The sequence below is a fragment of the Pseudomonas lurida genome, assembly GCF_002563895.1.
GTDB classification, from domain to species: domain Bacteria; phylum Pseudomonadota; class Gammaproteobacteria; order Pseudomonadales; family Pseudomonadaceae; genus Aquipseudomonas; species Aquipseudomonas lurida.
On record NZ_PDJB01000001.1, the window covers coordinates 5,350,866 to 5,364,863 of the forward strand.

Consider the following 13,998-nt stretch of genomic DNA (forward strand, 5'->3'; position numbering starts at 1 on the left):
CAGTCCCCGTAATAAAAGGAAACCCGCAGCGATGGCGTACTACCGCACTCCTCATGACGTTACCGCTCTGCCCGCCTGGCAAGCGCTCAATCAACATCGCCAAGCCATGCAGGATTTCAGCATGCGCGAAGCGTTCAATGCCGATCCTCAGCGTTTCTCCCAGTTCACCTTGAGCAGCTGCGGACTTTTCCTCGATTACTCGAAAAACCTGATCACCAGCGAAACCCGCGACCTGCTCGTGGGCCTGGCCAATGAAGTCGGCCTGAAAGACGCGATCAACTCGCTGTACGCCGGCGAGCCGGTCAACTCTTCCGAAGGTCGCCCTGCCCTGCACACTGCCCTGCGCCGTCCGGTAGGCGACAAGTTGTCGGTGAACGGCGTGAACATCATGCCGGACGTGCACAAGGTGCTGAACCAGATCACTGACCTGGTCGGCCGCATCCACGACGGCCTGTGGCGCGGCTACACCGAGAAGCCGATCACCGACGTGGTGAACATCGGTATCGGCGGCTCGTTCCTCGGCCCGGAGCTGGTCTCCGAAGCGCTGTTGTCCTACGCCCACAAGGGCGTGCGCTGCCACTACCTGGCGAACATCGATGGCAGCGAGTTCCACGAGCTGACCATGAAGCTGCGCGCCGAGACCACGCTGTTTATCGTCTCGTCGAAGTCTTTCAACACTCTGGAAACCCTGAAAAACGCCCAGGCCGCCCGTGCCTGGTACCTGGCGCAGGGTGGCTCGGAAGCCGAGCTGTACCGCCACTTCATCGCCGTGTCCAGCAACAACGCGGCAGCCGTGGCTTTCGGTATTCGCGAAGAAAACATCTTCCCGATGTGGGACTGGGTCGGCGGTCGTTATTCGCTATGGTCGGCCATCGGTTTGCCAATTGCCCTGGCGATCGGCATGTCCAACTTCAAGGAGCTGCTGTCCGGTGCCTACACCATGGACCAGCATTTCCAGAACGCGCCATTCGAAGCCAACATGCCGGTGCTGCTGGGCTTGCTGGGCGTGTGGTACGGCAACTTCTGGGGTGCGCAGAGCCATGCGATCCTGCCGTACGACCACTACCTGCGTAACATCACCAAACACTTGCAACAGCTGGACATGGAATCCAACGGTAAGAGCGTGCGCCAGGATGGCACCCCCGTGGCGACCGATACCGGTCCGGTGATCTGGGGTGGCGTGGGTTGCAACGGTCAGCACGCCTATCACCAGTTGCTGCACCAGGGGACCCAACTGATCCCAGCCGACTTCATCGTGCCGATCGTCAGCTTCAACCCCGTGTCCGACCACCATCAGTGGCTGTACGCCAACTGCCTGTCCCAGAGCCAGGCGCTGATGCTCGGCAAGACCCGCGCCGAAGCTGAAGCCGAGCTGCGCGACAAAGGCATCCCGGAAGATGAAGTGCAAAAGCTGGCACCGCACAAGGTGATCCCGGGCAACCGTCCGAGCAACACCCTCGTGGTCGAGCGCATCAGCCCGCGCCGCCTGGGTGCGCTCGTCGCCATGTACGAGCACAAGGTGTTCGTGCAGAGCGTGGTCTGGGGCATCAACGCCTTCGACCAATGGGGCGTGGAGTTGGGCAAGGAACTGGGCAAGGGCGTCTACAACCGCCTGACCGGCGCCGAAGAAACCTCGGCCGAGGATGCTTCGACCCAGGGCCTGATCAACTACTTCCGCGGTCGTCACCGCGGCTGATACAGGTATTGCAGGGCCAACGTCCGTTTGGAGGTTGGCCTTGAACCCTCCCCCTGCAGGGTGCATCTTTATCACTTGTCGCAAAAACAAGAATAAGGATCGCTCATGTTCGATATCAGCACGTTCCCCACCGCCGATGCCGTCCGCCGGGCTGCGCAACTCAGTCAAGAGGACTATCAGCGCCTCTACCGTCAATCCATCGAGCAGCCAGAGACCTTCTGGGCTGAACAAGCCAAAGGCTTTCTCGACTGGATAACTCCCTGGCACACCGTTCACCGCTCGGACATCAACACCGGTGCCGCGCAATGGTTCGCCGGCGGCCAACTGAACGTCAGCTACAACTGCATCGACCGGCACCTGGCGCAACGCGCCGATCAGGCGGCCTTCATCTGGGAAGGCGATGATCCGGCAAAGTCCTCCCGCATCACCTACCGCCAACTGCACCAGAACGTCAGCCGCCTGGCCAATGTGCTGAAAAGCCGTGGCGTGAAGAAAGGCGACCGGGTATGCATCTACATGCCGATGATTCCGGAAGCCGCCTACGCCATGCTCGCCTGCACGCGGATTGGCGCCGTGCATTCGGTAGTGTTTGGCGGGTTCTCGCCGGACGCCCTGCGTGACCGTATTCTCGATGCCGACTGTCGAACCGTCATCACCGCAGACGAAGGTGTACGCGGCGGCAAGCCGGTGGCACTGAAACAGAATGTCGACAAGGCCCTGGCCAGTTGCCCCAACGTCAGCACCGTGCTGGTAGTGGCGCGCACGGGGGCGGACCTGAACTGGGTGAAAGACCGCGACATCCAGTATCAACAAGCCCTGGATGCCGCCAGCGACAACTGCCCGCCCGAGCCGATGGACGCCGAAGACCCGCTGTTCATCCTCTACACCTCCGGCAGCACCGGCAAACCCAAGGGTGTGTTGCACACCACGGGCGGCTACCTGCTGCAAGCGGCGATGACCTTCAAATACGTGCTCGACTACCGTGAGGGCGAAGTGTTCTGGTGCACCGCCGACGTGGGCTGGGTCACCGGCCACAGTTACATCGTGTACGGCCCGCTGGCCAATGGCGCGACTTCGCTGATGTTCGAAGGCGTGCCGAGCTACCCAGACAGTTCGCGTTTCTGGCAGGTGATCGACAAGCATAAGGTCAACATTTTCTACACCGCGCCCACCGCCTTGCGTGCACTGATGCGCGAAGGCCATGGCCCCCTGGAGAACACCTCCCGCGCCAGCCTGCGCCTGCTGGGCAGCGTCGGCGAACCGATCAACCCGGAAGCCTGGGACTGGTACTTCAATGCGGTAGGTGAACAGCGCTGCCCGATTGTGGATACCTGGTGGCAGACCGAGACCGGCGGCATCATGCTCAGCCCCTTGGTCAGCGCGCAGCGGATCAAGCCTGGCTGCGCCACCCAGCCGATGTTCGGCGTACAGCCCGTGTTGCTGGATGAACACGGCAAGGAATTCAGCGGCGCCGGCAGTGGCGTGCTGGCGATCAAAGCCAGTTGGCCGGGGCAGATCCGCAGTGTGTACGGCGATCCGCAGCGCATGATCGACACCTACTTCAAACCCTACCCCGGCTACTACTTCACCGGTGACGGCGCACGGCGCGATGAAGACGGCGACTACTGGATCACTGGGCGCATCGACGATGTGATCAACGTGTCCGGTCACCGCATCGGCACCGCCGAGGTAGAAAGCGCCCTGGTGCTGCACGACCAGGTCGCCGAGGCCGCCGTGGTGGGTTACCCCCATGACGTCAAGGGCCAGGGCATCTATGCGTTTGTCACCCCCATGAATGGCGTGGAACCCAGCGACGCACTAAAAAAACACCTGTTGGAGCTGGTCAGCAAGGAAATTGGCAGCTTCGCCAAGCCGGAGCTGATTCAATGGGCACCGGCCTTGCCGAAAACCCGCTCTGGCAAGATCATGCGCCGGATTTTGCGCAAGATCGCCTGCAACGAACTCGACAGCCTCGGTGATACCTCCACCCTGGCCGACCCGAGCGTAGTCGAAGGCTTGATCGACAAACGCCTGAACCGATAGGAAACCCCACGTCGCCATGGAATTTATCCGCAGCCGTATCGAAACCCAGTTGATGAGCCTGACCGGCCTGTCGCTGGGTCAACTGGACCTGGAAAACCCCAAGGGCGACCCAGGCCTGTTCGGTCCCGACTCGGTGAGCTGGCAAGTCCATGGCGACTTCAGCAGCATGCTCATCGGCGGCATCAGCGCCTTGATGCTGCAAGCCTTGCACCCACTGGCCCTGGCAGGCGTGTGGGACCATTCTAATTTTCGCCAGGACATGCTCGGACGCTTGCGGCGCACCTCGCAGTTCATCTCCGGCACCACCTTCGGCTCGCGTAGAGACGCCGAATGGCTGATCGAAAAAGTGCGCACCATTCACCTGCAGGTGGTTGGCCATGCGCCGGACGGTCGGGCTTATGCCGCCAGCGACCCGGAACTGCTGACCTGGGTGCATGTGGCGGAAGTCAGTAACTTCCTGGCCGCGCACTTGCGCTATCGCAACCCACACCTGTCCGGTCGAGACCAGGACCGTTACTACAGTGAAATTGCCTTGGTGGCCGAGCAGTTGGGCGCGCGGCACGTGCCGCGTTCTCGGCAGGAAATTTCGGATTATCTGGCACGCATCCGCCCGCAATTGCTGTGCGACGACCGCAGTCGCGAAGTGCTGCGTTTACTTCTGAATGCGCCCTCCCCCAGCCTGCTGGCCAAGCCGTTGGGCGCGTTGATGATGCAGGCCGGCATCGACCTGCTGCCGGATTGGGCCAGCGCCATGCTCGAACAGCACCAGAGCCCGCTGCAACGCCAGATGATCCGCGCCGGGGTCAAACGCAGTGCACCGATGCTGCGCTGGGCCATGCGCAACGGTTCGGTACAACGTGCCCATCGGCGGATGGGGTTGATGTAGGCGACGGCGCATAGCTGTTAAACTTCGCGCCCTCAATTCCCCAGCAAGGCGCGCTCCATGTCTTCCTTGAATCAGGCGCTGCGCGCCGCCCTCGATCATCGCCAAGACCTGCTCAGCGAACTGCACGCCCAGGGCACCGACTGCTACCGGCTGTTCCATGGCAGCCAGGAAGGCGCGGGCGGCCTGACCATCGACCGCTACGGCCCGCAACTGCTGGTGCAGAGCTTCCATCAATCCCTGGAAACCGAAGACCTGCTGGCCTTGCATCAACAGGTCAACCAGTCCATGGGACTTGAATTGTTGCTGGTGTACAACGACCGCTCCCGTGGCAATTCGCGCATCGACCGTGAAGACACGGTGTATCGCGCCGAACCCGCAGCACTGGAAGACCTGGTTGGCCACGAGTGGGGCCTCAATTACCGCGTGCGCGGACGCCATGCCGGGCAAGATCCCCTGCTGTTCCTGGATCTGCGCAACACGCGGGGCTGGGTCAGGGCGCACAGTACCGGCAAAAGCGTGCTGAACCTGTTCGCCTACACCTGCGGCGTTGGCCTGAGCGCGGCCGCCGGGGGGGCCCGCGAGGTGTGCAACCTGGACTTCGCCGAGGGCAACCTGGCGGTCGGGCGCGAGAACGGCCTGCTGAACCCGCAGTTGCCGACCATGGAATTCGTGCAGTCCGACTATTTCCCGGCCATTCGCCAACTGGCGGGCCTGCCGATCACCCAGCGGCGTGGGCAAAAGCTGCCAAGTTATCCACGCCTGGAAGCGCGTCAATACGACCTGGTATTGCTGGATCCACCGGCCTGGGCCAAGAGTGCATTCGGCACCGTCGACCTGCTGCGCGACTACCAAAGCCTGCTCAAGCCTGCGCTGCTGGCCACTGCCGACAATGGCGTGCTGATCTGCTGCAACAACCTGGCGAAAGTCAGCATGGATGACTGGCGCGAACAGGTCCTGCGTTGCGCGGAAAAAGCCGGCCGCCCTGTGCGTGACTGGACAATCATGACGCCAGGCGCGGACTTTCCCTCGCAGGATCAACAGCCCCCGCTGAAAACCCTGATACTTCAGTTGTAAGAGGTTTCTCAAAGGGCCCCGCTCTTCGGAACCGAAAACCCGTGCCATACTCCAAGGCACTCCTGTTTGACATAGATGGCGTCACCCCATGCCCAAAGGATTGATTCGCGCCGCTGGCGCCTTGTTGACCGCCCTTGCCCTGTACAGCTTGCTGGGCTTTTTGATCCTTCCCGGTATCGCGCTTCGCATTGCCAACCAGCAACTGGCCCATTACGCCACGGTGCCCGCGCGGATCGAGCGGATTGAGCTCAACCCGTTCAGCCTGGAAGTGACGGCATGGGGACTGAAAATCGGTGAGCCCGGCAAGGAGCAGGTAGGTTTCGAGCGCCTCTACGCCAACCTGCAGATCGACAGTCTCTGGACCCGCGCCCTGCACCTCGCCGATGTGCAACTGGACAAGCCCAAGACTGAGTTGTTGTTCGACAAGTCCGGCCAGTTGAACCTGGCGCAGTTGTTCAAGCTGCCCCCCAGCGAGCCAACCCCGGCGGATCCGGATGCCAAGCCTTTCCCATTGCGTATCGACAGCATCAAGCTGGCGGGCGGCTATGTACACTTTCAGGACCTACGCCCCAGCGAACCTATCGAATTCCTCTACGACACCCTCGACTTCGAGCTGAAAAACCTCAGCACCTTGCCTGAAGACAATGCCGACATGACCCTCGTGGCGGCCGGACCTGAAGGTGGGCAAATCGACTGGAAAGGCAATTTCAGCCTGGTGCCGATCATTTCCGAAGGCACGCTGAAGGTCACCGATGGCAAGATGAAAGCCTGGTGGCCCTATGTGCGTGACGCGCTGCCACTGGTGCTTGAAGACGGCGTGCTCAACTTCAGCACCGAGTACAAGTTCAGCCTGGCCAAAGAGACCGAACTGAATCTGACCAACACCACCGCCAGCATTGCGCCATTTGCCATCAAGGCACCCGACGGTCGCCCACTGGTGCGCCTGGAGCGCCTGGACGTCAGCGAAACCACGGTGGACCTGGCCAAGCAGCAAGTGGTGGTCGGCAAGATCCGCAGCAACAAACTGGAAACCTGGGCGGCCCTTGAAGCCGACGGGCAACTGGACTGGCAAAAACTGTTCGCCAGCCAACCGAGCAAACCGGCCAAGGCGCCGGAGCCCGCAACGGCACCGGCGACCGCCGACTCGCCAAAACCCGAGCCCGTCGCACCCAGCAAGCCTTGGCAAGTACTGCTCAAGGACGTGCAACTGCGCAACTATCAGGTACACCTGGCTGACCGCCAGGCCAAGCCCGCGGTCGCGTTGGAAGTGGGCCCGCTGAATGTCGATGTGCAGAACTTCGATAGCCTCAACCAGAGCCCGTTTACCCTGAAAGTCGACTCAGGCGTAGGCAAGCAAGGCAAAATCCAGGCGACCGGCGAGGTCAACCTCAACCCGGTCAGCGCCAAGCTCAAAGTGAACACCCAGGATATCGACCTTCGGGTTGCCCAGTCCTATATCAGCCCCTTCATCCGCCTTGAACTGCGCAGCGGCATGCTCGGCAGCAATCTCGATGTAAACCTGAAAAGCACCACCCCCCTGAAGTTGCAGGTCACAGGCCGCGCGCAGGTCGACCAATTGCACACGCTGGACACCCTCAAGACCCGCGACTTCCTCAAATGGCAGCGCCTGGTGCTCGAAGGCGTGAACTACCAGCACGGCGATAGCCTGTCGATCGACAAGGTCAACCTGCTACAGCCATACGCACGCTTCATGATCAACGATGACCGTACCACCAACGTTGATGACCTGTTGATCGCGCAACCGGCCGACAAAAGTCCCAAGCCCGCCAGCAAGGACAAGCCACTGGGCATTCGTATCGGGCAGATTGCGATCAACGACGGTTCGGCCAACTTTGCCGACTTCAGCCTCACGCCCAACTTCGCCACGGCGATTCAACAGCTCAACGGGCAGATCGGCACCATCGACAGCCGCCAGGCCAAACCGGCCAGCGTCGACATCAAGGGCAAGGTGGACCGCTACGCGCCGGTCACGATCAAGGGCAGCGTGAACCCGTTTGATCCAATGGCAGCGCTGGACATCGCCACCAGTTTCAAACGCGTGGAGCTGACCACGCTGACGCCCTATTCCGGCAAGTTCGCCGGGTTCCGTATTCGTAAGGGCCGCCTCAACCTCGATTTGCATTACGTGATCACCAAGGGCCAGTTGAAGGCCGAGAACAAGGTGGTGGTCGAGCAATTGCAACTGGGTGAGAAAGTCGACAGCGCCGATGCCGTGGACTTGCCGATTCGCCTGGCGATCGCGCTGCTCAAGGACAGCGATGGCAAGATCTCCATCGAACTGCCGGTGACCGGCGACCTGAATAACCCGCAATTCAGCGTGATGCCGATTGTGTGGCAGACCCTGCGTAACCTGGTAGTGCGCGCAGCGACAGCGCCCTTCAGGTTCATTGGTGGGTTAGTGGCCGGCGGCGGCTCGGAAGACCTTGGGAATGTGTCGTTCGCCGCAGGTTCCAGCGAGTTGAACAAAGACGCCGAGGGCGCCTTGAACACGCTGGCCAAGGCGTTGAAAGAACGCCCCACCCTGCGCCTGGAAATCGAAGGCACCGCCGCTGCCAGCAGCGATGGGCCGCTCCTCGCCGAGCAGCGTCTGGAACGCGAATACCAGTACAACTACTACAAAATGCTCCAACGTCGTGGTGACAAGGTGCCGGCCCAGGCCTCCTTGCTGGTCGTGCCAGAAAGTGAAAAAGCGCCACTGCTTGAAGGTATCTACCGCACCCGCTTGAAACAGCAACCCCCAGCCGAATGGAAAGACCTGAGCCGCGATGAGCGCACTGCGAAGCTCAAGGACGGTGTGATCAAGTTCTGGAGCACGAGCGATGTGTTGCTGCGCCAACTGGGCCAGGACCGCGCCAGCACTATCAAGGACTACTTGGTGGACAAGGGCCAGCTGGAAGACGACCGGGTGTACTTCATTGATGCCAACCTGGGCCAGGCTGAAAAAGACGGCCGTGTCGTCACGCCCATGCACCTGGATGCCGAATAATCCCTGAGCGACACCTGTCCCCATCCACACGCTGGTTTGCCGGCGATAGCATCACCCCGAGTCAACTCCATGACTGAGGCGTTTGCATCGCTGGCAAGCCAGAGCCAGCTCCTTTAGTCGTTGGGCCAAGGACTTCGTTTCGACCCGACATAGAAAAGGCCCCGACACGAATGTCGGGGCCTTTAATGACCACATCCTTGTGGCCGGTCGCATGAACCTGTGGGGTACTTCGAGTGGATAACTAGCTCACTCTTTGCCGCCTAGTTCAGACGAAATCCTCTAACGTTACTCTGCTTTCAGGCCATCGGCCGATACAGCTTTAACGCCTTTGATTTTCTTGGTGATATTCACCGCGGTAGTTTTCTGGGCTTCAGTGACCGCTACGGTCGAAGACAGGGACACTACGCCTTTGTTGGTTTCGACTTTGATGTCGGTGCCTGGGATACCTTTCTCGGTGACCAGGTCAGCTTTCACTTTAGTGGTGATCCAGGTGTCCGAGGTGGACTCTTTGGCATCAGCTGCTGCGACTTTGGTTTTGTCGACGTTGTCAGCCTTGGTCGCGCCGCCAGCCATCAGGCCGTCAGCCGAAACGGCGGTTACGCCTTTGATTTTCTTGGTGATTGCTACAGCAGTAGCTTTCTGAGCGTCAGAGATGGCAACTGTCGACGACAGGGAAACCACACCTTTGTTGGTTTCAACCTTGATGTCCGAACCCGGAATGCCTTTCTCGGTCAGCAGGTCAGCTTTCACTTTGGTGGTGATCCAGGTATCCGAGGTGGACTCTTTAGCCTTGGTCACTTCACCGGCCGCCAAAGTCATTGGGGCTTGGGAAGTCTGAGCAAAAGCAACATTAGCACCCATGGCCAGGGTCAGAGCGGTAGCAGTAGCGAGAGCGAACTTCTTCATACGAGTAACTCCTGTTTTATTAAAAGTCTGCAGTGTGTGAACCTTGATGCTGCAGCGTTAACAGGGTTATTGCAGGCAGTGTGCCAAGTCCGAAGCGCAGAATAAATCCTTATAAAACAACACGTTATGAAATAGCGTGATTTTCGGAATCGTGCAACTTGCATGAAGCCAGCCATCCCTGCATGCAAGTTGCGGCTTTTGGAGCCTGGTAAGCGTCTGATTATTCGGCCTTTTCCCGCAGGCATAAAAAAAGGACTCCGAAGAGTCCTTTTTTCAGCGTGAGCTTTAAGCGTGATTAAACGCCCGAAGCCTTGGCTGCTGCTACGTCCTTGATGGACAGCTTGATACGACCGCGGTTGTCCACGTCCAGTACCAGCACTTCCACTTCCTGGCCTTCTTTGAGAATGTCAGTCACTTTCTCAACGCGAGCGTCGCTCAGCATGGAGATGTGAACCAGACCGTCTTTGCCCGGCAGGATGTTGACGAATGCGCCGAAGTCGACGATGCGCTCAACCTTACCGACGTAGATCTTGCCGATCTCGGCTTCTGCGGTGATGCCCAGAACGCGCTGACGCGCGGCTTCTGCAGCTTCCTTGGTTTCGCCGAAGATCTTGATCGAGCCGTCGTCTTCGATGTCGATCGACGCCTTGGTCTCTTCACAGATCGCACGGATGGTCGCGCCGCCTTTACCGATGACATCACGGATTTTGTCGGTGTCGATTTTCATCGCGATCATGGTCGGAGCATTTTCCGACAGCTCGGTGCGGGACTGACCAATGATCTGGTTCATCTGGCCGAGGATGTTCAGGCGCGCTTCCAGGGCTTGGCCCAGGGCGATTTCCATGATTTCTTCGGTGATGCCCTTGATCTTGATGTCCATCTGCAGCGCGGTCACACCTTTGGCGGTACCGGCTACTTTGAAGTCCATGTCGCCCAGGTGGTCTTCGTCGCCCAGGATGTCGGTCAGGATGGCGAACTTCTCGCCTTCTTTAACCAAGCCCATGGCGATACCGGCAACCGGTGCCTTCATCGGCACACCAGCGTCCATCAGCGCCAGGGAAGCACCGCAAACGGAAGCCATGGAGCTGGAACCGTTGGACTCGGTGATTTCCGACACAACACGAATGGTGTAAGGGAACACGTCAGCAGCCGGCAGCATGGCCTGAACCGAACGACGGGCCAGACGGCCGTGACCGATTTCGCGACGACCAGCACCGCCCATGCGACCACACTCGCCCACCGAGAACGGAGGGAAGTTGTAGTGCAGCATGAAGGGGTCTTTTTTCTCGCCTTCCAGGGTGTCCAGCAGCTGTGCGTCACGTGCAGTACCCAGGGTCGCAACGACCAGGGCCTGGGTTTCACCACGGGTGAACAGGGCCGAACCGTGAGTCTTCGGCAGCACGCCGACTTCGATGTTCAGCGGACGTACGGTGCGGGTGTCACGACCGTCGATACGTGGCTTGCCGTTAACGATGTTTTCGCGAACGGTGCGGTATTCGATTTCACCGAATGCAGCTTTGACGTCGCTGGCAGAAGGCTGGCCTTCTTCACCGGACAGCTTGGCCACGACCTGGTCCTTCAACTCGCCCAGGCGAGCGTAACGGTCGGCCTTGACGGTGATGGTGTAGGCATCGGAGATGGCAGCGCCGAACTCGGAGCGGATAGCACCCAGCAGTTCGGTGGCTTCCGGGGCAGCAGCCCAGGTCCAGGTTGGCTTGGCAGCTTCGGCGGCCAGTTCGGTGACAGCCTTGATGACCGCCTGGAATTCGTCGTGGGCGAACAGCACAGCACCCAGCATCTGGTCTTCGGTCAGCTCTTTGGCTTCCGATTCAACCATCAATACGGCTTCCGAGGTACCGGCAACGACCATGTCCAGGCTCGATGCTTTCAGTTGCTCGTAAGTCGGGTTGAGCAGGTAGCCGGTGCTTTCGTGGAAGGCAACGCGGGCAGCGCCGATCGGACCATCGAAAGGAATACCGGAGATGGCCAGGGCAGCCGAGGTACCGATCATCGCAGCGATGTCCGGATCGGTCTTCTTGCTGGTGGAAACGACGGTGCAGACAACCTGCACTTCGTTCATGAAGCCTTCTGGGAACAGCGGACGGATCGGACGGTCGATCAGTCGGGAAGTCAGGGTTTCTTTCTCGGAAGGACGGCCTTCGCGCTTGAAGAAACCGCCAGGGATCTTACCGGCAGCGTAAGTCTTTTCCTGGTAGTGAACAGAAAGAGGGAAGAAGCCTTTGCTCGGGTCAGCGGTCTTGGCGCCAACAACGGTCACCAGTACGGTAACGTCGTCGTCAACGGTAACCAGCACTGCGCCGGAGGCTTGACGGGCGATACGGCCTGTCTCGAGGGTAACGGTCGACTGACCGAACTGGAATTTTTTGATAACCGGGTTCACGGTGTCCTACCTTCTTTGTGGCTCTTGGGGAACTTGTCTTCTTGCGAAATTCTTGGGCAATGCCGGGAATCGGCCCGACGCTAGTCCAGGGTAAAACGTGTATCCAGATAAAACTTGAGGCTGGGAGCCTGCCATGGGCCAGCAGGAATCCCACTGACACACGGCAGACAACCAACCTCTAGCGCAATCGCTTATTAGCGACGCAGACCCAGGCGACCGATCAGAGTCTGATAACGACCCAGATCCTTGCCTTTCAGGTAGTCCAGCAGCTTACGGCGCTGGTTTACCATGCGGATCAGACCACGACGGGAGTGGTGATCTTTACCGTTGGCCTTGAAGTGACCTTGCAGCTTGTTGATGTTGTGGGTCAGCAGTGCAACTTGCACTTCTGGCGAACCAGTGTCACCAACAGCTTGCTGATAGTCAGCAACGATTTGTGCTTTTTCTTGAACGTCGAGAGCCATGAGGCAATCCTTTTTTCAGGAAACCACCCAAAGGGCAGTTTCAACAGGCCAGGGACAAATCCCTGTATCTAAAAATGAGTGTTGACCGTGCCTGTTAACAGCCACACTCGTTCGGTCATTCTGACCGAATCAGTCGACGTGGCGCGATGCGCCCGTCTTCGCTCACTTCACCGATACCGATAAAGCGACCGTTATGATCCTGTACCCGCACCATGCCGAACTTCGGGGCATCCGGGGCACGTACCGGCTGGCCGTTGAGCCAGTAGAACGCGCTGTGCTCCGAAAAGTGCAGCAATGGCCAATCCAGCAAACCGCTGTCCGATGGCATCAGGAAACGATCGACCGCTTCGTTGCCGCCTTCGGCGTGTACGGCTTCCAACTCTTCCAGCGTGACGGTCTGGGCCAGGCTGAAAGGACCTGCCTGGGTGCGTCGCAGTTCTGCAACGTACGCGCCGCAACCAAGCTTTTCACCGATATCTTCCACCAGGGTACGGATATAGGTGCCTTTGCTGCAGTCCACGGCCAACCGGGCGGTGTCGCCTTCACAGGCGAGCAATTCCAAGCGCGCAATAGTAACAGAACGCGGTTCGCGCTCCACTACTTCGCCCGCACGTGCCAGCTTGTAAAGAGGCTGTCCATCACGCTTGAGCGCCGAGTACATCGGCGGTATCTGACTGATTTCCCCACGAAAACCGGGTAAAACGGCTTCGATATCAGCACGACCAACGGTCACGTCGCGAACCTGCAAAACATCACCTTCGGCATCCGCCGTGGTGGTGGTCTTGCCCAGTTGCATCAGGGTTTCGTAACCCTTGTCGGAATCGAGCAGGTACTGCGAAAACTTGGTGGCTTCGCCAAAGCACAACGGCAGTACACCGGTGGCCAAGGGATCGAGGCTGCCAGTGTGCCCGGCCTTTTCGGCGTTGAGCAGCCAGCGGACCTTCTGCAACGCAGCATTGGAGGTAAAGCCAATGGGCTTGTCGAGCAGAATGATGCCGCTGACATTGCGACGGATACGTTTGACCTGAGCCACCGCTTACTCCTTGGCGTCTTCAGGTGTGGACGGATGCTGGCTGTCTTCAGCCACGGCGCGCTCGATCAGTGCCGACAGGTGCGCACCACGCACGACGCTTTCGTCGTAGTGGAAGTGCAACTGAGGAACACTGCGCAGCTTCATTTCACGGGCCAACTGCATGCGCAGGAAACCTGCAGCCGAGTTGAGCACCTTGATGCTTTGCGCGATCTCTTCGCTGCTGTCCTGCCCCATCACGGTGATGAAGATCTTGGCGTGACCCACGTCACGGCTCACTTCTACGGCGGTGATGGTGACCAGGCCAACGCGAGGGTCTTTGACTTCGCGACGGATCAGTTGGGCCAGCTCGCGCTGCATCTGATCGCCGATACGCTGGGTACGGCTGTATTCTTTTGCCATGTCTTGTTACCTGTTACTGCCACACGGTGAAACCCGTGGGGTCTGAAAGCGGCAAACGCCCGGCCTGACAAAAGCCAGACCGGGCGTTG

General features: G+C 59.5%; 10 protein-coding genes. 5 read left to right on the plus strand and 5 right to left on the minus strand.

All coding sequences use genetic code 11. The annotated features are described in order from the left end of the window. The first annotated feature begins 31 nt into the window (after positions 1 to 31). The 5 genes from pgi (at position 32) to ATH90_RS24395 (ending at position 8,706) form a co-directional block, all read left to right on the plus strand. Entirely contained in the window at positions 32 to 1,696 is a 1,665-nt protein-coding gene (gene pgi / locus ATH90_RS24375) for a glucose-6-phosphate isomerase (protein WP_034107053.1), read from the plus strand. A gap of 105 nt (positions 1,697 to 1,801) precedes the next feature. Further along, positions 1,802 to 3,739 carry an acetate--CoA ligase gene (gene acs / locus ATH90_RS24380; RefSeq protein WP_034107055.1) on the plus strand — a complete coding sequence of 646 codons (1,938 nt, stop codon included), beginning with the start codon at positions 1,802 to 1,804 and terminating at the stop codon, positions 3,737 to 3,739. 16 nt (positions 3,740 to 3,755) lie between these two features. Then, complete coding sequence (locus tag ATH90_RS24385; protein WP_034107057.1) at positions 3,756 to 4,625, plus strand: oxygenase MpaB family protein; 870 nt, start codon at positions 3,756 to 3,758, stop codon at positions 4,623 to 4,625. Positions 4,626 to 4,682: 57 nt separating this feature from the next. Next, complete coding sequence (locus tag ATH90_RS24390) at positions 4,683 to 5,699, plus strand: class I SAM-dependent rRNA methyltransferase (RefSeq protein WP_098467380.1); 1,017 nt, start codon at positions 4,683 to 4,685, stop codon at positions 5,697 to 5,699. 88 nt (positions 5,700 to 5,787) lie between these two features. Then, positions 5,788 to 8,706, plus strand: coding sequence for a DUF748 domain-containing protein (locus ATH90_RS24395; protein ID WP_098467381.1), 2,919 nt, complete (start codon positions 5,788 to 5,790; stop codon positions 8,704 to 8,706). A gap of 285 nt (positions 8,707 to 8,991) precedes the next feature. Here the strand turns inward: ATH90_RS24395 and ATH90_RS24400 are convergent, their stop codons facing one another. From ATH90_RS24400 to rbfA, 5 genes are all read right to left on the minus strand, one after another. Continuing rightward, positions 8,992 to 9,612, minus strand: a complete 621-nt coding sequence (locus ATH90_RS24400; protein ID WP_098467382.1) for a BON domain-containing protein — start codon at positions 9,610 to 9,612, stop codon at positions 8,992 to 8,994. A 295-nt stretch (positions 9,613 to 9,907) separates the two neighbouring features. Further along, positions 9,908 to 12,013 (minus strand): polyribonucleotide nucleotidyltransferase, encoded by a 2,106-nt coding sequence (pnp, locus tag ATH90_RS24405; protein ID WP_017528788.1) that lies wholly within the window; start codon positions 12,011 to 12,013, stop codon positions 9,908 to 9,910. Positions 12,014 to 12,207: 194 nt separating this feature from the next. Further along, positions 12,208 to 12,477, minus strand: a complete 270-nt coding sequence (rpsO, locus tag ATH90_RS24410; RefSeq protein WP_003177875.1) for a 30S ribosomal protein S15 — start codon at positions 12,475 to 12,477, stop codon at positions 12,208 to 12,210. A gap of 115 nt (positions 12,478 to 12,592) precedes the next feature. Continuing rightward, on the minus strand, positions 12,593 to 13,510 hold the full coding sequence (gene truB, locus ATH90_RS24415; protein WP_010206595.1) for a tRNA pseudouridine(55) synthase TruB: 918 nt from the start codon (positions 13,508 to 13,510) through the stop codon (positions 12,593 to 12,595). A gap of 3 nt (positions 13,511 to 13,513) precedes the next feature. Beyond that, positions 13,514 to 13,909 (minus strand): 30S ribosome-binding factor RbfA, encoded by a 396-nt coding sequence (gene rbfA / locus ATH90_RS24420; RefSeq protein ID WP_016973761.1) that lies wholly within the window; start codon positions 13,907 to 13,909, stop codon positions 13,514 to 13,516. Positions 13,910 to 13,998 lie beyond the last annotated feature (89 nt).

Coding starts and splice junctions, on each gene's coding strand:
- ATH90_RS24400 (WP_098467382.1), bottom strand. CDS start 9,612: ATGAAGAAGTTCGCTCTCGCTACTGCTACCGCTCTGACCCTGGCCATG.
- pgi (WP_034107053.1), top strand. CDS start 32: ATGGCGTACTACCGCACTCCTCATGACGTTACCGCTCTGCCCGCCTGG.
- rbfA (WP_016973761.1), bottom strand. CDS start 13,909: ATGGCAAAAGAATACAGCCGTACCCAGCGTATCGGCGATCAGATGCAG.
- ATH90_RS24395 (WP_098467381.1), top strand. CDS start 5,788: ATGCCCAAAGGATTGATTCGCGCCGCTGGCGCCTTGTTGACCGCCCTT.
- ATH90_RS24390 (WP_098467380.1), top strand. CDS start 4,683: ATGTCTTCCTTGAATCAGGCGCTGCGCGCCGCCCTCGATCATCGCCAA.
- rpsO (WP_003177875.1), bottom strand. CDS start 12,477: ATGGCTCTCGACGTTCAAGAAAAAGCACAAATCGTTGCTGACTATCAG.
- acs (WP_034107055.1), top strand. CDS start 1,802: ATGTTCGATATCAGCACGTTCCCCACCGCCGATGCCGTCCGCCGGGCT.
- ATH90_RS24385 (WP_034107057.1), top strand. CDS start 3,756: ATGGAATTTATCCGCAGCCGTATCGAAACCCAGTTGATGAGCCTGACC.